General features: G+C 39.7%; 27 protein-coding genes. 11 read left to right on the plus strand and 16 right to left on the minus strand.

Features of this window, described 5'->3' with window-relative positions:
• Nucleotides 1-66: 66 nt before the first annotated feature.
• The 3 genes from gpM to L0Z67_RS10085 all read right to left on the minus strand — a co-directional run bounded on the left by gpM (nucleotide 67) and on the right by L0Z67_RS10085 (nucleotide 2,864).
• Complete coding sequence (gpM, locus tag L0Z67_RS10075) at nucleotides 67-813, minus strand: phage terminase small subunit (protein WP_405127954.1); 747 nt, start codon at nucleotides 811-813, stop codon at nucleotides 67-69.
• A gap of 80 nt (nucleotides 814-893) precedes the next feature.
• Complete coding sequence (locus tag L0Z67_RS10080) at nucleotides 894-1,931, minus strand: phage major capsid protein, P2 family (protein ID WP_341803346.1); 1,038 nt, start codon at nucleotides 1,929-1,931, stop codon at nucleotides 894-896.
• 42 nt (nucleotides 1,932-1,973) lie between these two features.
• Complete coding sequence (locus L0Z67_RS10085) at nucleotides 1,974-2,864, minus strand: GPO family capsid scaffolding protein (protein ID WP_405127955.1); 891 nt, start codon at nucleotides 2,862-2,864, stop codon at nucleotides 1,974-1,976.
• A 195-nt stretch (nucleotides 2,865-3,059) separates the two neighbouring features.
• Here L0Z67_RS10085 and L0Z67_RS10090 point away from each other — a divergent pair, with 195 nt between their 5' ends.
• Genes L0Z67_RS10090 through L0Z67_RS10105 form a run of 4 tightly spaced genes read left to right on the plus strand, consistent with a single transcriptional unit; the run spans nucleotide 3,060 to nucleotide 6,668 of the window.
• The gene (locus L0Z67_RS10090) at nucleotides 3,060-4,832 is read left to right on the plus strand and encodes a terminase large subunit domain-containing protein (protein ID WP_405127956.1); all 1,773 of its coding nucleotides are present in this window, start codon (nucleotides 3,060-3,062) and stop codon (nucleotides 4,830-4,832) included.
• Nucleotides 4,832-5,899 carry a phage portal protein gene (locus tag L0Z67_RS10095; RefSeq protein WP_405127957.1) on the plus strand — a complete coding sequence of 356 codons (1,068 nt, stop codon included), beginning with the start codon at nucleotides 4,832-4,834 and terminating at the stop codon, nucleotides 5,897-5,899. Before L0Z67_RS10090 ends, L0Z67_RS10095 begins: the two co-directional genes overlap by 1 nt.
• Nucleotides 5,896-6,222, plus strand: a complete 327-nt coding sequence (locus L0Z67_RS10100) for a phage holin family protein (RefSeq protein WP_405127958.1) — start codon at nucleotides 5,896-5,898, stop codon at nucleotides 6,220-6,222. Before L0Z67_RS10095 ends, L0Z67_RS10100 begins: the two co-directional genes overlap by 4 nt.
• Complete coding sequence (locus L0Z67_RS10105) at nucleotides 6,222-6,668, plus strand: hypothetical protein (protein ID WP_405127959.1); 447 nt, start codon at nucleotides 6,222-6,224, stop codon at nucleotides 6,666-6,668. The genes L0Z67_RS10100 and L0Z67_RS10105 overlap by 1 nt, the downstream gene beginning before the upstream one ends.
• 54 nt (nucleotides 6,669-6,722) lie before the next feature.
• Here the strand turns inward: L0Z67_RS10105 and L0Z67_RS10110 are convergent, their stop codons facing one another.
• The 3 genes from L0Z67_RS10110 to L0Z67_RS10120 all read right to left on the minus strand — a co-directional run bounded on the left by L0Z67_RS10110 (nucleotide 6,723) and on the right by L0Z67_RS10120 (nucleotide 7,473).
• On the minus strand, nucleotides 6,723-6,929 hold the full coding sequence (locus tag L0Z67_RS10110; RefSeq protein WP_405127960.1) for a hypothetical protein: 207 nt from the start codon (nucleotides 6,927-6,929) through the stop codon (nucleotides 6,723-6,725).
• Nucleotides 6,930-7,010: 81 nt separating this feature from the next.
• Complete coding sequence (locus L0Z67_RS10115) at nucleotides 7,011-7,256, minus strand: hypothetical protein (RefSeq protein WP_405127961.1); 246 nt, start codon at nucleotides 7,254-7,256, stop codon at nucleotides 7,011-7,013.
• A gap of 4 nt (nucleotides 7,257-7,260) precedes the next feature.
• Entirely contained in the window at nucleotides 7,261-7,473 is a 213-nt protein-coding gene (locus tag L0Z67_RS10120; RefSeq protein ID WP_405127962.1) for a hypothetical protein, read from the minus strand.
• 419 nt (nucleotides 7,474-7,892) lie between these two features.
• Here L0Z67_RS10120 and L0Z67_RS10125 point away from each other — a divergent pair, with 419 nt between their 5' ends.
• Nucleotides 7,893-8,135: an ogr/Delta-like zinc finger family protein gene (locus L0Z67_RS10125; protein WP_405128718.1), complete on the plus strand. Its 243-nt coding sequence runs from the start codon at nucleotides 7,893-7,895 to the stop codon at nucleotides 8,133-8,135.
• A gap of 545 nt (nucleotides 8,136-8,680) precedes the next feature.
• On the opposite strand, the gene L0Z67_RS10130 is transcribed toward L0Z67_RS10125, so the two are convergent.
• The 6 genes from L0Z67_RS10130 to L0Z67_RS10155 are packed head-to-tail and all read right to left on the minus strand — an operon-like array spanning nucleotide 8,681 to nucleotide 12,959.
• Nucleotides 8,681-11,110, minus strand: coding sequence for a replication endonuclease (locus L0Z67_RS10130; protein ID WP_405127963.1), 2,430 nt, complete (start codon nucleotides 11,108-11,110; stop codon nucleotides 8,681-8,683).
• A 2-nt stretch (nucleotides 11,111-11,112) separates the two neighbouring features.
• A complete protein-coding gene (locus L0Z67_RS10135; RefSeq protein ID WP_405127964.1) occupies nucleotides 11,113-11,394 on the minus strand; it encodes a hypothetical protein in 282 nt (93 codons plus the stop codon).
• Nucleotides 11,395-11,425: 31 nt separating this feature from the next.
• The gene (locus L0Z67_RS10140; protein WP_405127965.1) at nucleotides 11,426-12,025 is read right to left on the minus strand and encodes a DNA N-6-adenine-methyltransferase; all 600 of its coding nucleotides are present in this window, start codon (nucleotides 12,023-12,025) and stop codon (nucleotides 11,426-11,428) included.
• A gap of 9 nt (nucleotides 12,026-12,034) precedes the next feature.
• Complete coding sequence (locus L0Z67_RS10145; RefSeq protein ID WP_405127966.1) at nucleotides 12,035-12,439, minus strand: hypothetical protein; 405 nt, start codon at nucleotides 12,437-12,439, stop codon at nucleotides 12,035-12,037.
• Nucleotides 12,440-12,450: 11 nt separating this feature from the next.
• Nucleotides 12,451-12,744, minus strand: a complete 294-nt coding sequence (locus L0Z67_RS10150) for a helix-turn-helix transcriptional regulator (RefSeq protein WP_405127967.1) — start codon at nucleotides 12,742-12,744, stop codon at nucleotides 12,451-12,453.
• Nucleotides 12,741-12,959, minus strand: coding sequence for a YdaS family helix-turn-helix protein (locus L0Z67_RS10155; protein WP_405127968.1), 219 nt, complete (start codon nucleotides 12,957-12,959; stop codon nucleotides 12,741-12,743). Before L0Z67_RS10155 ends, L0Z67_RS10150 begins: the two co-directional genes overlap by 4 nt.
• 171 nt (nucleotides 12,960-13,130) lie before the next feature.
• On the opposite strand from L0Z67_RS10155, the gene L0Z67_RS10160 reads away from it, so the two are divergent.
• Both L0Z67_RS10160 and L0Z67_RS10165 read left to right on the plus strand, forming a co-directional pair.
• Nucleotides 13,131-13,745: a LexA family protein gene (locus L0Z67_RS10160; RefSeq protein ID WP_405127969.1), complete on the plus strand. Its 615-nt coding sequence runs from the start codon at nucleotides 13,131-13,133 to the stop codon at nucleotides 13,743-13,745.
• A 16-nt stretch (nucleotides 13,746-13,761) separates the two neighbouring features.
• Nucleotides 13,762-14,763 (plus strand): addiction module component, encoded by a 1,002-nt coding sequence (locus tag L0Z67_RS10165; RefSeq protein WP_405127970.1) that lies wholly within the window; start codon nucleotides 13,762-13,764, stop codon nucleotides 14,761-14,763.
• Here the strand turns inward: L0Z67_RS10165 and L0Z67_RS10170 are convergent.
• On the minus strand, nucleotides 14,735-15,595 hold the full coding sequence (locus L0Z67_RS10170; protein ID WP_405127971.1) for a hypothetical protein: 861 nt from the start codon (nucleotides 15,593-15,595) through the stop codon (nucleotides 14,735-14,737). The two genes, L0Z67_RS10165 and L0Z67_RS10170, sit on opposite strands and share 29 nt — an antisense overlap.
• A gap of 19 nt (nucleotides 15,596-15,614) precedes the next feature.
• Nucleotides 15,615-16,862, minus strand: a complete 1,248-nt coding sequence (locus tag L0Z67_RS10175; protein ID WP_405127972.1) for a hypothetical protein — start codon at nucleotides 16,860-16,862, stop codon at nucleotides 15,615-15,617.
• 273 nt (nucleotides 16,863-17,135) lie between these two features.
• On the opposite strand from L0Z67_RS10175, the gene L0Z67_RS10180 reads away from it, so the two are divergent.
• From L0Z67_RS10180 to L0Z67_RS10190, 3 genes are all read left to right on the plus strand, one after another.
• A complete protein-coding gene (locus L0Z67_RS10180; RefSeq protein ID WP_405127973.1) occupies nucleotides 17,136-17,603 on the plus strand; it encodes a hypothetical protein in 468 nt (155 codons plus the stop codon).
• A 72-nt stretch (nucleotides 17,604-17,675) separates the two neighbouring features.
• On the plus strand, nucleotides 17,676-18,272 hold the full coding sequence (locus tag L0Z67_RS10185; RefSeq protein WP_405127974.1) for an AHH domain-containing protein: 597 nt from the start codon (nucleotides 17,676-17,678) through the stop codon (nucleotides 18,270-18,272).
• 19 nt (nucleotides 18,273-18,291) lie between these two features.
• Complete coding sequence (locus tag L0Z67_RS10190) at nucleotides 18,292-18,882, plus strand: imm11 family protein (RefSeq protein WP_405127975.1); 591 nt, start codon at nucleotides 18,292-18,294, stop codon at nucleotides 18,880-18,882.
• Between the two features lie 68 nt (nucleotides 18,883-18,950).
• On the opposite strand, the gene L0Z67_RS10195 is transcribed toward L0Z67_RS10190, so the two are convergent.
• Entirely contained in the window at nucleotides 18,951-19,628 is a 678-nt protein-coding gene (locus L0Z67_RS10195; protein WP_405127976.1) for an HNH endonuclease, read from the minus strand.
• A 97-nt stretch (nucleotides 19,629-19,725) separates the two neighbouring features.
• Nucleotides 19,726-20,922: a tyrosine-type recombinase/integrase gene (locus L0Z67_RS10200; protein ID WP_405127977.1), complete on the minus strand. Its 1,197-nt coding sequence runs from the start codon at nucleotides 20,920-20,922 to the stop codon at nucleotides 19,726-19,728.
• 138 nt (nucleotides 20,923-21,060) lie between these two features.
• On the opposite strand from L0Z67_RS10200, the gene sbcB reads away from it, so the two are divergent.
• Nucleotides 21,061-22,512: an exodeoxyribonuclease I gene (gene sbcB, locus L0Z67_RS10205; protein ID WP_405127978.1), complete on the plus strand. Its 1,452-nt coding sequence runs from the start codon at nucleotides 21,061-21,063 to the stop codon at nucleotides 22,510-22,512.
• The last annotated feature ends 35 nt before the right edge of the window (nucleotides 22,513-22,547 follow it).

The following is a 22,547-nucleotide window of genomic DNA, read 5'->3' on the forward strand; positions in this document are numbered from 1 at the left end:
CCACTTAGTCACATGCGTTAAGCAAGCAATGCGAACGCTGTGCTAAGTTGCCCACCGGCGATGGAGCTAGTCAGCGTCTGCCGCTTTTTCTGGCTCGCTTTGTTTTAGTAACTTTTGTAAGTCTTTTAATAGCCCCTTTACACCTGCACCATCGTTAATGGCGAGGGCCTGCTCAGCAAAAATCGCAGCAAAGCCGTAATTGTGTAATGACGCATCGACCTTAGCGGTGATGGCGTAGAGCTTGCCGCCCACGACCTCTAAACCTGTCCAGTTTTGGTTTTTCACGATCTTGATTAAGCGATGCAGTACAAAACTGATTTCAAATAACCCATCATGTTTTGATTCTGATAAGTAAAAGTTGGCATCGTCGTACAACTGATCGATAACGAACGCAGGCCAATGCTTGGTATTAAACACCGTGGGTAATGGCTGCTTTTGTTCAATCATCAATGGCAATAGCTCTAACACTGCATCCCAGCGTTTTAAATCTACTAGCCAAATAAATACCCATGCCAACACGGTGTTGGGGTGGTTTTGGCCGCTTAGACGATAGCGGTTGATATAACCTAGGTAGTCATTACGCTTAAGGGCTTCAGACTTGTAACTGGCTTTATCAGCAATATCGCTAAATGTTTTTAGTTGAGCTAAGTCAGACTCGATGGCCGCTACAAAAAACGGGTACTCTTTTTGCTCATTATCGGTTACTGGCGTATTAGCTTGAACGGCTTCAACCGCTGCTGTTGGCGCCTTTGTGTCAGTGCTATTTGGTACGCTGTTTGCTGTTTTGGCTAATGATTTTTTAACTAAGCTCATTTAAAAACACTCTACTAGTTGGTTAAAAAGAGCCGCCCTGAAACTTGGAAAAAAGGGCGGCAATTGCGGCTGTTAGTAAATTAAACCCAGCCGTCACCTGCTTGATTTGGTAACTTCACATTGGCTGATTCAAAGTAAATCGCTTTTTCTAAGTCTTCGACGTAGTAGCAATCGTTACGTGACAGGTAGTCTTCAACACGTTTTTTCTTCGCGTTATTTTCAACACTGGTACGGGTTGAACCTGTTTGCACGTAGTGACTTAGGTTGTCAAAGCTGGTGACTAAGATGCCGCGTGCGGGGAAAAAAGGAATTTTGTAACTCGCCAAGCCCCCATAGGTTTCAATGACCTGTTGAAGCTCAATCTTGGTCTTTTCGCTTGGTGTGTGTGCTTGCTTGGCGTACAGTTTATTTTTATCGTGTGCGAGTAGTTCATCACCGATAATCGCCACCATGTTGGCACGTTTATGCTCTGGAATACCTTGCAATGCGTCATGCACTGCTTGATCTAGGTTTTCATAGTCGCCGCCTGCACCAATACGGATTTCATTCACTGTGACACCTTCAGTCACAACACGCTCTGGTGCATCACGACGAAGTAATTGCAACCAACCAATGTTGACGTCATTCATCATTGGGTATGCCACAATATCCGTGGTATCAGCGGCATGCGTACCATTCCAACCGATTTTGATGATATCCAGCGCAATCGCCTGGCGAACGTGGTTGCGGTAGCGTTCATGGAAATCAGGGAACTTCGACCACTGATCCATTTTCACCCATGTGATATGAATGTCACATTCAGTTGGGTAACAGCGGTATTCGCGTTTATCGAGCTTCGATACATCGCGAGTTTTACGCTCTTTGGTGTCGTCGGTTTCAACACCTGCACGGCCCGTCACGCCACCGTCAACACTCATGATCACCGATTGACCGACTAGGTCATCAACCGGTGCGGTATTAATCATCTGTAAGAATTCAGACGATTCATACACCGCGTCGTATAGGCGTTGCTCTACAGTTGGCTCAACGTTAAATTGCTCTGACATTGATGCCACGCCATAGTTAACGGCCATGCCTGCCATAATGGCAACAAATAATTCTCTGGTTCTTGTCTTCATGTTCTTTCCTGCGTTTAACTTGGTTACGTTCAATCCGTGTGGTTACAGCAACTGACTGTATTTACCCTCGTCGCCTTCGGGTTCATCGTCGGCGTCGGTGGTATTACCCGCAGGTGCATTTACTGCTTTTTCAAACTTGTCTGTCAGTTCTGTAAGCAGTTTTTTCGTTGAGGATAGCTCTTCTTTTAGGTCAGCTACTTCAGTGCTTTCGTCATCTTCTGGTGGTGTTTCTTTGTCTTCCACTTTGGTGGTTGAAAGTGAATCAAGCTTTGTTGAAAAGCCGTCTAGCTTTTGGCTGAATTCGGCAAGCGGTGTGCCCAGTGCATCTTTTAATGCGGTGGCTAAGTCTTCTGGTTTCATATCGGGTTCTTCCTGATTGAATGAAAATAGTCGTTTAAAAAAGGGTTTTTTAGTGGGTTCATCATCGACGGGTTCGCATGCCCCTAACTCGACTTTTAATAAGGCGACGTCCTTGTCATCTGACTTACTCTTACTGCTAAAGTTAATACGGTCTGTGTAGCAACTTGCTGGGTAATCGGTGACAGCAAGGCCTGTTAGGTAGGTTTTACCCGAGCCCATAAAGTCACGGTTTATTTCAATGCTGAAGTACACCGCTTGATCGGCTTTGTTTAGCTCAACAAAGCTTTGATTTGGTGCAAGCACAGCGTATAAGCACACCACACCTTCTTCATTTTCGTATGCTTCAACGCTCAACACATCGCCCAACATGCCTGCTATATCAACGTTGTGTAGGTTTTTAGCTGCCCAGCCCGACCAATTGAACTCATGATCAAGGTTGATACGTGCGCCATATTTGCGCGGGTTGTAGGTTTCGACAATGTCGGCTACGTCTTGCTCTGTGATTTCACGACCATCCACTGTCATGCCTACCGCAGCAATGGAAAGTGGTTTTGTACGTAGTTGACCTGGCATAAATAAAACCTTTGTTGGTTGAGCGTTTTGCTTTAAAGTTGCTTGCAGTTTGCACCCTCTTTTTACACCTTTCCAACGGTTTAACTTTTTGAAATTCCTATATTTAGCTTTTAGGAATTGATAGGTTTTTAACTGACAGATCACACGCTTTATAACGAATACACTGCCGCTATGGATTATTAAACGCGGTGCATTATGAAGGCGAACTACGGACCAGAAATACGCAAAAAAGCACAAGACTTGTATGTGGTTGAAGGTTACACGGTGGATGAAATTGCCGACCTGGATGACATGCCAAGTGCGCGTAGTGTTCGCCGCTGGGCTGAGGCGGGCAAATGGGAGGACATGTGTCCAAGCTATAACGCTGAAATGGCCTTTAGCAAACGCATAAACCTGCTGGCTGATAAAGACAACAAAACCGAAGCGGACTATAAAGAGCTCGACTTTTGTACGCGCCAGTTATGCGCCCTGAATAAAAGTAAACTTGCCCCTGCCCCTAAGCAACGTGCCATTAATGATGATGCGCCAAACCAACAAAGTAATGGCAGCAATAAAAAGTCGAAGAAGAAAAAGAAAAACGATTGCTCTGGCATTACCGTTAATATGCTCAACGAGCTTAAAGACAAACTACTTTACCCACACCAAAAACATTGGTTTGACAACCAAGACTACCGCAGCCGCTTTATATTAAAGCCGCGCCAAATTGGGGCTACTTTTTATTTTGCGTTTGAAGCGTTTTATGATGCCGTGGTAAACGGCCGTAACAAGATATTTATATCCGCAAGCCGCGACCAAGCCGAAGTATTTAAAGCCAATATTGTCGCGCTGGTGCGTGAGCATTTTAATATTGAATTAACCGGCTCACCGATGGTGCTAAACCTAAAAGGTGGCAAAACGGTTAAGCTGATTTTTAAGTCAACTAACGCCAGAACAGCACAATCGGAAAGCGGCGACTTATACATCGATGAAGTATTTTGGATACCAAAATACAAAACATTACGCGGCCTTGCACAAGCCATGGCCACGCACAAGCATTTACGTATTACCTATTTTAGTACACCTTCAGTTACCAGCCATGAAGCGTACGACCATTGGAATGGTAAGTGGTACCGCAAAACAAAAGCCTGTAATGATCCTGAATTTGAAATTGATGTAAGTCACAAAGCGCTGAAAGATGGCATGTTGTGTGATGACGGTATATGGCGCCAAATGCTCACTGTGCATGATGTGGTTAATTCAGGCTTTGACCGCATTGATATTGGCGTACTTGAAAACGAATACAGCACAGACGAGTTCAATAACTTGTTTATGTGTAAGTTTATTGATGATGCACACAGCGCCTTTAATCTTAATCAAATCATGGCGTGTGTGGTTGATTCAACTAAATGGGATGACTTCAATTTAGAATGGGAGCGCCCTTTTGCGTTAAAACCGGTGGTGATTGGTTTTGACCCCGCCCGCTTTGGTGATAAAGCCAGTGTGGCAGTATTAAGCTGCCCAATGAAACCAGGTGAAAAGTTCCGCCTACTTGAAGCAATTGATTTAAGCGGTAATGACTTTGAAGCCATGGCCGCTGAAATAAAGCTACTCACAGAAAAATACAACGTACAACATATTGGTGTTGATACCACTGGGATTGGTTATGGTGTGTGGGAAATGATCACTAAGTTTTTCCCGAACGCTGAGCCTATTCATTACAACCCAATAATCAAGAACCAGCTGGTTATTAAAGCCATCAACGTGATTAAAAACCGCCGCTTTGAGTTTGACCAAGACGCGGTAAACATTGCCAGCTCATTTATTAATATTCGCCGTAAAGTGTCTGGCGACCAGATCACGTATGCCACCAACCGCACAGCCACCACAGGCCATGCCGATATTGCTTGGGCAATTATGCATGCTATGAAATTTGAACCATTGGACGGCAATGCCCACAGCCGCCAAACCTCTGTAGGAATTGCAGCTTAATGAGTAAACCACGATTACAAGTGAGTAACGGCCAATTGCCGAACTACAACCAACGAACAGCCGTAACCGATACCTTTAGTTTTGGCGACCCTGAGCCGTGCTTAGATAATCGGCTCACTGATTACATTGGTGTTTTTAGTGACAGCAACGGTATTTATGCACCGCCTATTAGTTTGCAAGGTTTGGTGAAACTGCTCAGAGTGAATGCTCAGCATGGGCCCATACTCTACTTTAAGCGCAACATGATCTTAAAGTGGTATAAACCAAACCCATTGTTGAGCCACCAAGCACTAAGCAAATTTGCGTTTGATTTACTTTGGAGTGGTAACGCCTATTTGCAGATTATTCGCAATGCGTTTGGTCAAGTGATTAGGCTGCGCCATTTACCAACACTCACCATGCGTTATACCAAGACGCGGGGTGTGTATGCACAACTGAGCAACCGCACTCACCAACCTATTTATTTTAAGGCTGGCGAAGTCATTCACGTAAAAGAGTACGACCCAGCCCAAGGTATTTACGGTATACCGCAATATTATGGCGGCATTCAGTCAGCACTACTCAATGAAGATGCCACTTTATTTAGGCGCCGTTATTACAAGAACGGTGCGCATATGGGGTTTATCTTCTCCATGGCAGATCCAAACTTAAGTGAAAAAGACGAAGCTGCACTAAAAGAAGCGATTCGAAATTCAAAAGGCGTGGGTAACTTTCAGAGCCTGTATTTTAATTTCCGCAGCAACAAAGCCGATGCTGAAAAGGCGATAAAGATAACGCCTGTCGGTGATATATCCACCAAAGACGAATTTGAACGCATCAAAAAAATAACCCTCAACGACATGCTCAGCATGCACCGCGCACAAGAAGCACTCAGCGGGCAATCATCTGGTGATAGCCCAGGCTTTGGTGATTTAGACAAAATCACCCGCGCTTATTACAACAATGAAGTGGTACCGCTTCAGCAAGACGTACTGGGTATTAATAACTACTTACCCGCTGCACAGCATATTGAATTTAAAGAGCCTGAGTATTCAGACTTAAACCCAACAACAAAGGAAAGCGCATGAGCTGGTTAGACATCATTGAATTTATTAAACAATGGGGGCGATTATTTATGTTGAGTTTCTTAGCAGCCACTATCCAAATGTATTTAAGCAAACGACAGTTCACGTTTTTTCATTACCTAATGAGCGTACTGATTGCGATATTTGCAGCCTACTTAGCCGCTATGTTTTGTGAGTGGCGTGGTTTTGATGAAAGTTTAAAAACGGGTGTCATTGGTGTAACGGCCTATGCTGCACCGCACTTATTGGAAGGGCTCGACAAAGTGATCAAGTCATTCAGTAAAGACCCAAAAGCCTTTATTAAATTAATTAGGGGGATCAAATAATGGGCTGGTTTAAAACACTCATTTCATTTATTACGGACCCAATTGCCGATTTAACCGGCGGCTATGTTGAGCGTAAACGTATTGCGGCTGAAATGGCCGCAGATGTGGCACGTGCTGAAAACAATTTTAAAATTGCCCAGTTTGAAGCAAAGGCAAAGCGTTGTATGCAAGCGGAGCAAAATGACGCGGATTATGACTTACTTGTGCTGAAGAACCGCGACAAAACCATAATGGATGAAATCATTATTTTATTCTTTTTAGGTTTGTTCATCTGTCACTTCATACCCGTGATGCAGCCATACATGGCCGAGGGCTGGCAAGCGATGGGCTATCAAGGTGCGCCCTGGTACTTTGAGTTTGTTATTGTGGGGATTGCCGTTTCGACACTTGGGTTAATGAGATTGTTTAGGGCGTTTTGGGGTGGTCGTAGTAATAAAAAAATCTAAGTTATAATTTGGTCGGCACATTAGGAAACAATCTCGCTGCCGACCACATTGTCATTAACAATCAAGCTGAGATACTTCCTTGATAGCTTTTTCTAACGCTGCAACAGCCTGTGTTTTTTCTGTCGTTGAAATCCAAGAATATATTTTATTTCCCATGATCCCTGCTTTTGCTTCTATAGCTATTTTTTCAATATCCAATTTAGCTATTCTTGCTTCAGCTATAAAAGCTTCCAATGCCTGTTCAACTACTTCTTTACTCACTATTGACTCCTTATATTTAGTATTTTAGGTTATCACTATATGATTGACTGATTCTCGTTAGTCAATCTATAAAGCTAGTAATTAATATGAAACTTCCTCATCAAAAACATCACCTTCTAGATCAGCTCGAAATTGTTTTAGCTTTTTAATTGCTTGTCTTGCATCTTTGTCTGATTTAAAAAAAGCTAAAGGAACGTACTGATTAGGTTTGCAGCGCTTGAATGAACTAATGTTAGACTCTAACATTTTTTCAACTGTTTCATAATGAAAACACTGCTGCTGCTCACTCCAAAGTACAACCCAATTAGAGTTTATATTTTCAACCATTTACTCACCCCTTAAAATTTTTTTCATTAAGCCATGTACTAACATAATCCATATTACTAAGCTTTAAATCCCATGATGTAAGCAACACATCTGCGATATCTTTTGCTGCAGTATTTTTTTGTTCAACTGTTAAGTCATATTTTTTCAAAATTACCTTAACTTGATCTTGCACTAATTGTGACTGCTTTTGTTTTTCTTTGTTTAAGCTTTCTTTCATACTCTTCAAACTCTTAATAGAAACCTTAATATATTATAGCCAGTATTAATTACAGCTTCTCATAAACTATAAGATTAAGGTCCATTTTATGACTTTTAATTAATTATCTAAACGTACTCCCTTTAAATTTATTAACCTGTTTTAACTTACCTTGTCACAATCTGTCAAATAGTGTCATTTTTTGACATTCAGATCTTTTTGAAGCAACTTTCAGATCCTTTTACTGCAAGGGCTAGCTAAAAACAGCATGTCACAGAGGTTGTCAATTTGACGCATTTTTTGCACGAAAGCGGAAGGCGAGGAGGAGTGAATTTTTCGGCTTTTAGACTTTCACCAACAGTTAAAATGCTTATTTGGCAGACACCAAACAACTGTATATAATTACAGTTAATGTTTTGTGGATTTATAGTGTTGTGACTATGCGGGTAACGTGTCCGAACTGTGGAAGTAAAGCGACTATTTCATCAAGAGAAAATCAATCAACCCATGTAGCTGATCTATACATTTCATGTACTGACGTTAAAAACTGTGGGGCAACGTTTGTCAGTACATTAGCATTTAAGCATTACCTAAACCCGCCTCTTCAAACAACTCAACAATTGGCCGCATCATTAATTAAAAGCTTGCCACGTGAAGAACAATTAGAACTGGTTGGTTTATAGATATTGAAAACCCGCTTAGTGAGCAGGTTTTAATTTCTATATCACCTATGCAAGGTTAAAGTTGCACCAGTTGGATTCAACTTTAGTAGCAACATATCGTAGAATTCCATTAGCATAAATAAAGCAAATCCAACCAAGGCTAGCGGAATAATTTGGCTCCACTCAATGTTTGAGAACTGATCTGTCATTTTAAGTATTCCCATCAAAGCAGATGATGTCACACAGATGAAACTTAATATCTTACCAATAGCTAGAAAAAGGCCTCTCATCCAAAGCAAAGGATAAAAAAGTAAAAATCTTATTATTTTCATAGGCTTCTAGTTTAACTCCGTTTAATTATTATCGTATCTCTTCAAAGAATTTTTAGAAAAACAACCTTTCCAAATTTCTTTTACTAGTAAGAGTATATTAAACAACCAAAAAAAAGTAGTTATTTAGGGTTAATCAAAAAGACAATATAGAAATTTTAAATCAGCTGTATGGATTTAATTTTTGATACTCATAGCTCTAACTGTACTAATGGATTACTTAATCCGTTAGTACAGTTACGCCATCAAATCCACTTCCCACCAATCGTTTTCACTGACAGCTGACGCTTGACCATCATTAACTAACAAAGCTAGATCCCAGTCCCCTATTTCAATAAGCCCTTTATTGCGCCTTGTTGCAATCAATGAGTCACGGCCATCGTGCTCAGCATATGTGTATGCAAGCTCTATTAACTCTTTTGCTTGTTGTCTATGTGCATCTGTTACATGCCAACTACCCGATTTTTGGGCGAGTGTTTTCGCTCGATATTCAATAGCGAGTCGTTTTTCATGTTTTTGTTGGTCGGCTTCGTCCAGAACTTGTAATTGACCATTTCGTATTTGGTAAATTTGGTCGTTTCGCCTGATCCTTTTACCCGAAATTAGATCCTTTTTAACCTGCTCGATCTCTTTTTTGTCATAACCCACCATATCAAGTAACAACTCGTCCCTAGAGCCCGTGGCTATGGGCGTACAGTTATTACCACTAGTCCAAGATAGGTCGGCTGCGCCGACGTTGGTAGTGTCTTTAGCTGCGGTTTTCTCTGCTGTACCTTTGAGTTGCCTGGTCCACTCGACTAATCGGGTTATTAACTGGTTATTGGTCAAGGTTCGGTAAACGCCTTTAATGCGCTTCACCAGTTCAGCGTAGTCATTACCTTGCGGGGTTTCTTCGTAATGGGTTTTAAAGTTTGCATCGCGGCCTATACACATACCGCCTTGTAATTTTACGTAGTCTTTCCAGTTTGCAGCATCCGCAGCTTGGCGGATTGGCTCAAACTCGTCGTCATCAAGTGCTGTACGCATGCGGCGTAATTCACGGTAAACGGTGACGCTTGGCGAACCTTGGAACTGAAACTGGCGGATATTCCACGTACTTGCCCAGGCTAAAACAGGACTAACCTGGCTCGTTAAGCTTTCACCAGTTTCTGCATCTTCATGATCATTAACACCATAACCATCAATATTTTTGCTTATGTATTTAGCAATATAGCTAGCTGCACTACCCTTATTTTTATCCATGATCACAGCATCAAAGCGCGGGGAAAAAGTACGGTAAAACTTGCTTGGTTCTTTCGCCTTTTTGCCTTGCTTTTTTTTAAAGCCCCACTCTTGGCGTTTTTGCTTATAGATTTTAAATAAACGAGCTTTTTCTGTGTTGGCTCGATAAGCAACACAAGCCTCTACTAGCTTAAGGTGAGTCCCCTCTTTATCTACATTTACCCATTTGTTGAATACTTTGGCGCGGGTAAGTTCAGGACCATAACGATCGTAAAGCTCGGTTTTATCTTCTTGGATAAAGTACCAACGTAAAATTGCATTGATTTCCTGCACCTTATGTTTAGGCATGAATAACATCATGTGCCAGTGCGGGCATCCGTCGGCGTGTGGCTCAACTACGCGCACACCAAAATATTTAAGGTCACGACGGTTTAATTTAGAACGGGCTCGCGCCCACGTACGGGTAAGATAATTTTGTGCATCTTTAGGGGTTGAGCCGCTCCACGTACTTGCATTGGCATGAAAACGCGCAGGGCATGTAATGGTGTAAAATACACCTGTGTAACCCATTTCGTCGGCTAGTTCCTCGGTTTCGCGTATGCGTAGCATTAGCTCATTACGACGGTTAGCAGGGTTTGCCATACCACTTTTAACAGCATCTATCAGGTTTATTACTTCACCATCGCTGCTTTGTAGCTCCATCATTTCAAGGAACTGGCGACCACTGGCCTGCGCAAAGCTAAATTCACGCTGCGCTTGTTTTGATGAATAGGGGCTAATACCACGGCGTTTGGACTTTTCGCTTTTTTTATCGTAATAAAGGTCTTTACCCACCTGCCCTGTGGCTATTTCTAATAGCTCTATAAATTGTCGGCGTAGGGTTTTTAGTTGGCGAGTCCACCATTTATCACACTGCATTTTAAGAAGTGCAATTTCAAAGCATTCACTCGGTAAGTCATCATCACGCATGGCGTAAAATGGTACGTTTACACCAATGACTTTTGCATGCTCGGCTACTGCTTCATATGTAAACCTGAGTATTTGCTCATACTCTAACGTTTGATGCTCTTCGCTCACATCAAGCGCTATTTGCACACATTCAATTGCCAAGTCACCGGCATGTTTTTTTGTTTTCTCAACACTACTTAAAATATGCCACGGTAATGGCATATTTTGAGTAATACTGAACAACACGCCAAAGCGTGGTTTTAATCGGTTTATAGTACGGCGCAACCATGTATTAGCACGGTACTCACTCCCCGCCTTCTTTTGGTTATATCGGTCAATGTATTTACGTGCTATTCGGCTTTGTAGTGGCACAGGCACACTTTGTAAGCCACGCGCCAGATAGTTGTGGTTGTCGATATCGCTAATAGAAGAAATTAAACCCTTAGCTATGCTCGATAGTCTAAGGGTTTCTAAATTAAGAGGTTGATTCGTTAACATCGCTATGCAAACTCAATCAGGCTTAGATCGTCATGAACTTGAACCGCCTCTAGTACGCTCGCCATTTTGTCGTAAACATGCGCATACTCAGGGTAGTCATCTACAATAAGCTTAATCACTGGCATAAAGTCAGTAAGGCAGTTTTCGCATTCCATCAACATGGCAAACGTTGGACGCTTACCTAAGTTCCTTACCGTAAAATTAACTTGGTCAATGGCATGTAACACGATGTTGTCTACTAAACGCTGATTTTTAGATAGATCTTGGTCTTTGATAGTGGTCATTTTTAGTCGTCCTTTGGGGTTTTGATCGTTGTTATTTCACAACGCCAAGTGTGGAAAAGATTGTTTTGAATTCTTTGGTTCGGTGGCCTAGGTAGGTAATGAAACAGCCTTTTGTTGCGCCTTTTTTCACATTGCCTTTAGGGTCTTTAAAGTGGGTTCGGCCATCAATAAAGCAGCTAATACCTGCATTTAATAACTTTTGGCACCATGCCTCAGAGCTATTAACAAAAGTGATATTCATTGCTTCTTTGAAGTTACCGAGAGCAAACTGATTTAGGTAGTAATCAACCCAATCACCATTGCTAGCAATATCTTCGGTAATACAATGGCCGCGGTATTTATAATAAGTCGGGTCATTGCATATTTTTTTAATGCACTTAGGCTTACAAGCTAGTTCGCCTTTATTGAATGGGTGATTAAGCCAAACAGTGTCAGCAATCCACTCTTGCGTTAAAGCGTCATCTTCTTTAGTAAAGTAACGCTTTGCCTTAACTGATTGATTGGCAATTTCATTACTCGCGGGGTCTAAATCAATGACTGGAAACATCAAGTGAACACACGCTAAAACTTCATCAGGTGTATAATATTCAACATTACCGCTGTCTTGATTTATAAGTTGGTCGGGAGTCATACTTAGCCCCTAGTGTGCTTGTGAATCAGTCTTTGTTTGCTCAACTAAGTGCGGAACAGCATCAAATTTAGGTGGTGTTCTTTCAAAGTTTTCTCGCCCTAGTACATTGGCATCAGTAAAAGCAGTAACAATCGCTTGTAAGGCTAAAATCCCGTTACGTACTGCATCACGCTCTTGTAAGTTGAAATGATAAAAGCTCATATTTATGTGTCGTTGCTTAAGCCCTGCTATTGAGCAAAGAGCTTTGCGTTGCGGCTCAGTTAGCAACACATTAAACACATATCCTGGCGTGCGTGTTCTATCGCTCATTAGCGCTTTAATTTCAGCAAGGCCTTTTGGTAACTTGCGCCCTTCAACGGCTTTGAGGGGGGCGGTTTTTTCAGTGTCAGTTGATTCAACAAGTGCATTTGCCATGATTATTGCTCCTAGTTATTTATTTTCTGTTGGTGTCTTGTTCTAAATGCAATTAGTTCATTGATGCGATAATAATTACTTTTGCCAAACTGCACTGGTTTAGGGAAGCCTTCTAGCTTATTAAGCTTCCAAAACTTAGCGTGGGCACAGCCCATTACCTGCATCGCCTCACGAGTGTTTACTAGGCGGTCTTTTTGCTCTTCTAGCTCAGCACGTAGTTGATTGTTTTCTTGCAGTAACGCAAACAACACCGCTTTTGCTTCTGGATGAATATCTAATAAGATGATTTTTTGTTCTGTGCTCATGCTGCATCTCCCTTGTTGGTTTTTTGATGATCGGCCAGTAAATCGTTTACCGATACTTCGCCGCTTGTTAATTCAGAAATTCGTGGAATGTATTTAGCTGGGGCTTGGCCATGACGGTGCACCCAGTGAAATACCACAGTTTGCTTTGTACCTAGAATGCTAGCTAACTTAGTTTGCCCACCAATTAGGTTTACTGCTTTTTCAATAGCTGACATAAAAACCTCATCAAGATAACTTTTAGTTATCCTATGATCACTTTATTTTATTGTCAACGTAAAATATAACTTTAAGTTATCTCAATTAAAACCTTTTTGTTATTTGACTGAAATCACTTAAAGTTGTGATAATCACTTAAGGTTATTATGAATATTACAAAAGGGAATTATATGGACATTGGAAGTAGGGTAAAAAGACTACGAAAAGAACTAGGATTAACGCAGTATCAACTAGCAGACTTAGTAGGTACTGCCCAAACCTCAATACAGAAAATTGAAAAGGGTGATACAAAAAACCCAAGAAATATTGAAGCTCTAGCCCGTGCCTTAAAATGTACTCCTGAGTTTTTACGCTTTGGTATTGGTGAAATAGATAACGCTACTTCTACATCTGTAGCTAAGCACCAATTACCACTAATTAGTTGGGTTCAAGCTGGCGCTTGGTCGGATATTTCAGAGGTGAACCCACTCGATGCAGAAAGGTTTTTATGTCCGGTAAATTGTAGTGAACGTTCGTTTGTACTTCGAGTGCAAGGCATCAGCATGGAGCCGAAATTTAATGATGGTGATTTAATCTTTGTGGACCCTGAAGCAGAATGCATTCACGGTTCGTATGTTGTTGCCCGCTTAGATGATAACAACCAAGCCACTTTCAAACAGTTAATCATCGAAGGCGACCAAAAGTTTCTAAAAGCCGCGAACCCCAACTGGCCTGAGCAATTAATACCGATCAATGGTAACTGCACATTGGTGGGGAAAGTGGTGTTTTCTGGTAAGTCGTTTTAAAAAATAAAGGAATGATATGAATATTACAGACATGGAATTAAATGATTTTCTATCAAGAAACAACATCTCTGAAGAAGAATTCACTGAGTGCCCTCTTGACTGGGAACTAATACAATCAATTGGCGCAGATCATCAATCTAAAATCGATGACCTTGAAGATTTAGCTGAATCATACGCAAAAACAATCCAACGTTTTGCTAAAGTCCATTCTGTGCGCTGGAGAATTAAAGAACCCGAACATTTGATGGAAAAAATTGTAAGAAAAACCATCAAAGGCTCAGGCTCTTATAATAAAAAATATATAAACATATCTGTAAGTAACTACTCAACAAAAATTACGGACTTAATTGGTATACGCGCCCTACACTTGTTTAAACAAGATTGCGTTGAAATAATCCATTTACTTGAAGAAAGGTGGAAAAAATCTGAAAAAATAACTGCATATATCCGCGAAGGCGATAGTAAAGAAGATTACAAAGACCGAGCTGCTTGGGTAGTCAAAGAACATAAGGCTGGCTATCGCTCAATACACTTCGTTTTTTCTACATTACCTCATAAATCAAAAGTATTTACTGAAGTACAAGTACGAACTATTTTTGAGGAGGGTTGGAGTGAGATTGACCATAAAATTAGATATCCAAATTTTTCTGATAATGAAGACATAGGTGCATTTTTAGATATTTTTAATCGACTAGCTGGTAGTGCTGATGAAATGGGCTCATTTGTAAAAGCTTTAAGTACAATGATCGAAAAGAATGAGGCTGAATTAAAGAGTCTTGAAGTAGAAAATGCTGAGTACCAAGAGAAAGTAAAAAGTTTACTAGAAAAACTAAAACAGCAATCTCAATCAGTTGAAGTAAGTGAGCTCGTAGACGATTTAGAATCTGAAATGCAAAATCACCTTTATCAAGTTCTTGGTAAAGCTGGGGCTGAAATGTACTCAAAACAAGATAATCTCTCTTACTCGAACATGTTAATGAAAAGAGTACTTATGGGCTCAAAGATTGATAATTTTTAGGCTGGCTATATAAGTGAACTAATCCGTTCATATTGTGATAATGAGTGGGGAAATATATTTCCACTCTTTCATTCTCTGTTGGATAACAAAAATGTTGAAGCTCTAATAATAGTTTTCTAAACGTCAAAATATGTTTTTCTATATCTTCAGGAATACCTTTAAATAGATCAGGTGATAAATGTCCAGACCAGTCACTATGAATTTGAACAGAAGTGTCAAAAAAGAAACCAAGTCGCATACTTAAAAGTAAGTATTCTGCAATCCATCGAGAAAAATATTGATTTGGAGTCATGTTCCTATTGATATATGCATTTCCAAACTCATTATACTTATCTGTTAGCTTATTAAATTCTTCGACCATTGAAAGTATAAAAACAACTTCTTCACTATCAGCATGTGATATAAAATCAACATATTGAGTACTGTTTTTGGGAAAAAGCTTTCTATAGAGCGTATGCTTTCCTTTTATTTCTACTACATGTTCTTCTGATGTATATTCCTCCTCAAAAGCAATGAGAACTTCAACCAACTCTGCTTTATGATCGATATAGTTCTTAAATGCATTTTGCTTTAATGAAATCTCAATTTGTTGATGAGTCTGTTCACTTCTATGCATCACAGCAATGAAGCCAGCTATAAAGAGGGCTGCTGACAGCACCTTTAAAGGAAAATCAAAAAGCTCTAAAAACGATGCGAAACAAGCCGAGTTTTCACACAATAAAAGGTTGTCAGTAGAGTTAATTATTGCTAATGAGCTCCAAACTGCTATAGCTACTCCAATAATTATAGCACTCCATAACGACTTACTTTCCCATAAAGTTTTGTTTTCCACTTTTTCTTTTTACTCCTAGTTATATGAAAACAGTGACAAGCCCAATTGGTAAAGCAAGCAAAGTACTGAAAAGAGCGACACTAACAACAAGGCATCCTGTCGCATTGTTTTTTACAGGTTCATTTATGCTTATTGTTTTTGATGTAGAACTAAAATTTGATTGCAACTTTTTAATGAGATCATTTTTTGTTATTACCTGTTCATCATCACCATTTATATATGTGATCAACCCGCTCACACGAGATAGATTAAATGTTCTTTCATCACCAGCTTTATGACAAAAGCCCGTGATTGATAAGTCATCATTTTCAAATTCATAGATATCTACTTGTCTTGTTGATTTTTCTGCCATTGCATTTTCATAGCTAAACTTTATTGTTACTTGAGGCTCTCTATTTTGGCTAACGCTTTCAGAAATAGTGGAAGGTTTGGGCTTTGTTGGCTCTTGTTGATTTAGTGGTTTCTCTTCAACAATCGTTCGTGTTTTGGGAGGTACTAAGGTATCTAACTTTTGCTGTAACAGAGCTTGTAACTCTCCTTCAGCATTATCGGTTGCTTCTTCCCAAACAGCAATTTTAAATGGCTTTGGGTAGTCAAATTCATTTAGTGCGGATTCAATTTCTTTTAAATAAAGAGCATATAAAGATTTTATTTTCTCTTCAAAAATAGGTAGCGCCTTAATAAGCTTGGGTTGCTCTAATGTATTAGGATGCTCTTCTTCATATTTAATTAATTCATGTATAAGCGCACCTTTATTTTTCTTGGTGAGCTTTATGCCTATAGCTTTACAGCGCTCCTTGATTTCTGGCAGCTTTTCATGATTTAAAGCTATCTCCCAATTCTCGTACTCTGTAAGAGGAATTTGTTCAACAACACCTGCTTTTATCAATGCATTTGCAAAACCTTCTTCTAAAACTGATGGTTCATCGACTAATTTAGGCTCTCCAATATCAAAGTCACCAATGAATAAATATAGATCATGCCAATACTTTTTTATCCATGTATCTGTGCCAAGTAGTTTTTTGCGGTTGGCACACATTGTCTGTTCAAAACTTTCAACGTCAACATCAAAACAATAGCTTTCATTAAAAACGTGCTCGTATATAACTTTGAAGCTTTGCTCTGAGGCTGGCCTTTCTTCTAGCAACTCCTCTTGCAACTCACTTAAATCACTTACATCTTTTATTTTTATTCTGGCATTTCTTGGCGGTGGTAAACGCTTGGCAGTATAAGAACCATCATCTTTTTTGAAGTAGCTGTAATCCATGGTAATTCCCTTTGAGCTAATTCTATAGGTTAAGTTCTTGTTCAGGTTACAGCAAGCTGGGAATTTATACAGCATTAAAAACTGCAACTCGCAGGCTTCTTTATATTAAAAGGACTTTATGACCCTTTTATCATCCTTATCACAGCAAACCTCACCACCAAGCACTTCATCACATAAGAACAAGCTTCCCTTTCATAAAAGTACAATCAATTCATCCTCTTTTATACAAGTGCTATCTTCACGAAACTTTTTAATCAGATAAATATAGAAATTATGAATGTTATCGAGAAAAATCAGCATCAAGGCTTTACTATTTTAGTGTCACTATTAGCCAAATTTGCTAAAGATGAATTCCCTAAAACAATAAAGTTAAACTACGATGATTTTGTTGAGAACTTAGAACTCATAGAACTAGAATCATTTTGGTATAAAGTATGGCAAGTAAGAATAGATACTATTAACTGGCTAGAAAATGAAGGCTATATAAAGATTTGGAAAATAAACTTTGGTATTGAACAAGATGCTGATTTTGAAATTTCTTTCTCACCAACCAAGAAATGGCTTAATTTACTTGGTCTTTCTTTCACATATAAACCTTACGTAAGAGAGAATGTGATCTCTTGTAAAAATGGTAACTTAATTATAAAACCCTTTAGTATTTACTGTACTGATTCAGTATTACCGATTGAAGAGCCAGCAAGCTCATTTATTAGCTATTATTATTATTACGAAAAGATATAACCAACACAACTGTTTGCTTCGTGTACCATATTCTGAAAGAATATAGGTACACGTTATTTAAAAGGATTTATAATGCGCCAACCATACGAGGAAGTAACGATTCAAGAACTTGAACAAGATATTCTGACCGTTACTGGTGACCCAGTTCATGCCAAAGCCAAGGCTCAAGCCTTTTCTATTTACTACCGCAATATTGTTATTGATTCAGTACGATTTCGCCAAGGGCGCATTACTGAAGATGATTTAAAATACTCTCGCTCTATACAATGGGAGCACATGAAGTCCCATTCAAAGAAACTTGCTGAAAACATGAAAAAAGCAGGCAGAGGTAAACGACCAGGTAATACTGCTGCTCATCATATTGTTTCTTGGAACGATCAACGAGCTGGTAGAGCAAGATTGCGCTTAGCTGCATTCGGGATTGATATTGATAACGAAGCAAACGGGGTGTACTTACCGCTTCATAAAGCACATGTGCCGATGAAGTCTCTACCTAATGCCTATGCCCACAGTACGATACACACTGAAAAATATTATTTAAATGTCGAATTTTTAATTGAAGAATCCGTCATGGAAGGTTTGGGGCACAGAGGTATTATAGATACACTAAGGGACATAGCCGATGACCTTGAAGATGGTCAGTTTCCTTTAAAGTCTTTAATTGAATAATCAATAGCAGAGTATATAAATGCCAAATATAGATAAAGTTTATCGTTTCGTTATCGACCCAGATAAATACCTTTACTTAAATGAAACAGGCTTTGAACAAACCATGCAGCTTACCGAGGGCCAGCTTCTCAACTTTGATGGCTCTTCAAGGCGTGATAACTGGCGCACTTTAGGTATTAACTGGCTAATTCATGAATCAAATAAAGATTTAGACCTAGAAATTCCAGACATTGCAGGTTTGGGAGCAACCTCTTTTGTTCTATCACAAAAAGCTAAAACAATTTTAGAGCCCTATTTAGGCGACAACGTTGAATATTTAGAATGCGATTTAAATGGTGAGCTTTGGTTTGCTATGAATGTATTAGGGTTTGAGGATGCAATAGAGCACGAACTTACTGAATTTAACTATAATAAACGCGGCCAAATTAGTAGAACTAGGCGCTTTAAGCGCTTAGTGATGGACAAAAAGAAAATCAATAACTCAGCTATCTTTAGAACCAAAGAGACAACGCTTAGGTACTTTACTACTGACGCTGAAAATAGCTTCTATCGATTAGTGAAAGAAAATAACTTAACAGGGTTAGAGTTTACAGAGGTTGAGGCAAAGTAGTGATTACCAAACTTTACATATTTTTTATTTTACTTAAAAACTAGAAAGTTGATTGGCTTATAACGTAATCACTCACACACAAGCCTCGACAATTTTTTGTACATCAAATTAATTAAATCTGATTTATTAATTCCGTAGTGAATTTCTCTATGGCAATTTGGGCACAAAGCTACAGCATTTGTTACAGTGTCTGAACCTCCATCAGCTAAGCGTCTTAGGTGATGAACTTCTAGGAAAGGCTCGCCTTCTGCTGTTTTAAATGGTGCGTCAGAGCCGCAGCAGTCACACTTTCCAGACGCCTCTTTGAGAACCCATGCTTTTACCTTTGGGTCTCTATTGAAATTAGTCACTTGTGTATATGTTTTTTCAGGGTTTTTGCTACCTGTTGGCTTAGGAAGGTTTATTTTTGATTTATATGTAATAACTTGAGTTTCAAACTCTGCAATTTTAGGAAAACTTTGCCCTTCGACTTCAGATATTAGCCTTTCGATTACAGCTGCATTCTTTGAACCCACATTTTTCGCAGGTTTAAGACCTGTGACCCATCCCCGTCCCATTAACGAATAGACATAAGAAATATTCTGCATTCGATATTCAAATGATTTCTCTGAACGTCCAAAGCGACTAGCAAGTTTAGAATAGATTTCCCTTTTAACAAATGGCGCTTTATTCGCCTCATTAGAGTGCATCTGGACATACGCTTCTACTGCCGCTTTTAACTCTTCTTCAGTCCAATTATTACTCAAAATTAATTCCTATGGCTTGTATCGTCTCGTTAAAGATCAAATGGCTGACTCGAACAGCGCTTTAAAAATAAAAGATTTCTAGTGTTTCAGGGGTAGATCACAGCTTTACTTTTAGCAAGTTGCAATATAGTTCATACCCTTCCCTTTGTTCTTTCATCCAGTCATGCTTGTTATATACTGCCATAACTCCACGCATTGTATGCCCGAGCATCTTTTCTGTCACGTGCGGCGCAACTCCATGTTCACTTAATAATGTGGATAATGATCTACGAGCATCATGGGGGATAAACTTAGGCATGTTGTGTTTTTCAAATAACTGCTCCCAAACACGGCAACAATAACGATTAATACTATGAGTAGTCATCGGTTTACGTGGATTGCTACCAGGTATTATGTACTCAAAGTTTCCGTAAACAGTTGCAAGCTTATTCAGGATTTCTTTCATCAAACCAGAAATTGGGCGTCTTATTGCTTTATTAGTTTTTGAATTTTCGGGTGGTACAGTCCAAACATCATTTTCAAAATCAAAATGCTCCCATTTAGCTAAACGAACCTCAGACTGGCGAGCACCAGTTATAAATATGAGCTGCAAACAAGACTTAGTTGCAAGCGTTGCTCTGGTTGATTCAATATGTAACCAAAGTTTAGCTATTTCATCTAGCTGTAAAACACGTTGACCTACACTTGCCTGTTCACCGACATCATTTACATTTAAATTTAACACCGGATTAAAAGGCTTTACTAAGCCGCGCTTTTCAGCCCAACCTAAAATAGATTTTATGCGTGTTAGCATTGTTCCCGCTGTTTTGGCAGTCCCTTTAAGTTTTACCATATCAAAATATTTGACCCAATCATGAATTGTCATATTATCAACTGGCAAAGCTTTGTCATTTAAATAAGGGATAATCCACTTTTTAACGTGATTTTTATAAAGTGTTTGCGTTTTCTCTTTAAGATCTGGAACTCGTATTTCAACCCATTCAGATGCAATATTTGCTAAAGTCGGTAAGCCCTTTGCATTATTTTGCATTAACTTAAGCTCTATACGAGGATCTTTCTTTTGAATGAGCCAGTTTTGAAATAAAGGTATGTATTTTTGCGCTTCTTTAATACTCAGCCCAGGATATCGACCTAACGATATAATTACTTGTTTTCCATCAACTCGGCAACGATACTGCCAAGTAAGTACACCTTTAGCTGATACCCTTACACTCAAACTATCTCTATGCGATAATACTTGTGGTGTTTGGTTTTTATCTAGCAGCTTTCTTAATTTAGTGTCGCTGATTGCCATTTAATATTTTATACACACTTAGCAAAAAATTTATACACAATTTTATACACACCATGCAGATATTGCAACGTATTCGAATAGATAACAAAAAAGAATAAAACAGCCAAAACCCATGATTTAAAAGGGCTAAGAGACAGAATGAGTGAACCAAAATACTACGAAAACCAACCAACAATCTACTGGCACGACTACGAGACTTTTGGGGCTAGCCCGCAAAAAGATCGCCCAAGTCAGTTTGCAGGTATCCGCACTGATCTAGATTTAAATATTATTGGTGAACCGTTAATTGAATATTGCAGACCCGCGGCAGATTACTTACCGCATCCAGAAGCCTGTTTGATCACAGGTATCACGCCACAAATTGCAATGCAAAAAGGGCTGCCTGAAGCTGAGTTTATGGCAAAAATTCATACCGAGTTTAGCCAGCCTAATACCTGTGTAGCGGGTTATAACAGTATTCGCTTTGATGATGAAGTAACACGTTATAGTCTATACCGTAACTTTTATGACCCATACGAGCGTGAGTACAAAAATAATAACAGCCGCTGGGATATTATTGATTTAGTACGTGCATGTTACGCACTGCGCCCTGAAGGTATTGAATGGCCACTTAAGGAAGACGGCACGCCTAGTTTTAAACTAGAGCACTTAACCGTTGCCAATGGCATAGAACATGCCGCAGCTCACGATGCATTGAGTGATGTAACAGCAACGATTGCGCTTGCGAAACTTATAAAAGAAAAACAGCCTAAGCTTTATCAGTTTTTCTTCGGCTTACGTTCTAAAAAAGCGCTGGCTGATTTAGTCGACGTATTTAACATGACACCACTGGTGCATACCTCATCACGCATCCCTGCAAGCCAAGGTTGCACTAGCTGGATTGCACCTATGAGCTTTCATCCGGTGAACAAAAACGCCATTATTTGCTTTAACTTAACTGACGATCCACAGGTGTTATTAGATTTGTCGGTCGATGAGTTACGCACTCGGCTTTATACCAAACACAGTGACCTTGGTGAAGACGAAGCACCGGTGGGCTTAAAGCTCGTACACCTAAATAAGTGCCCTATTCTTGCGCCAGCAAAAACCTTGTTACCTGAAAACGCAGCGCGTTTAGGCATTGACCGTGAAAAGTGCCTACAAAACTTGGCTATCTTAAAAGCGAATACTGAACTTCGCGACAAAGTAACCGAAGTCTTTAATGAGCAGCGTGATTTTAGTGAAAACCAAAACCCTGACTACCAACTTTATGATGGCTTTACAAGCAATGCAGATAAAGCCAAGTTTGCCATTATTCGTGATGCAAGCCCTGAGCAACTAGCCTCGATGCAGCTTGATTTCGATGACAAAAAGTTTACCACCTTGCTATTTAGATACCGTGCTCGAAACTGGCCACAAACTCTTAGCCAAGATGAGCTGGCTAGATGGCGTCAATACTGTCAAAACAAGCTCATGCACGGTGAAGATAGCCCATCAATTAGTGCGCAAGATTTTATGATCACCCTTGAAAACCTTGCTCATGAAAATGATGATAACGAAAAAAACCTGCATATTTTAAAAGCGTTGTACAATTACGCACAAAGTATGTAATAAAAAACGCGACATAATGTCGCGTTTTTTATAAA

Source organism: Pseudoalteromonas sp. PB2-1 (genome assembly GCF_045040605.1).
Taxonomy (GTDB): Bacteria; Pseudomonadota; Gammaproteobacteria; order Enterobacterales; family Alteromonadaceae; genus Pseudoalteromonas; species Pseudoalteromonas arabiensis.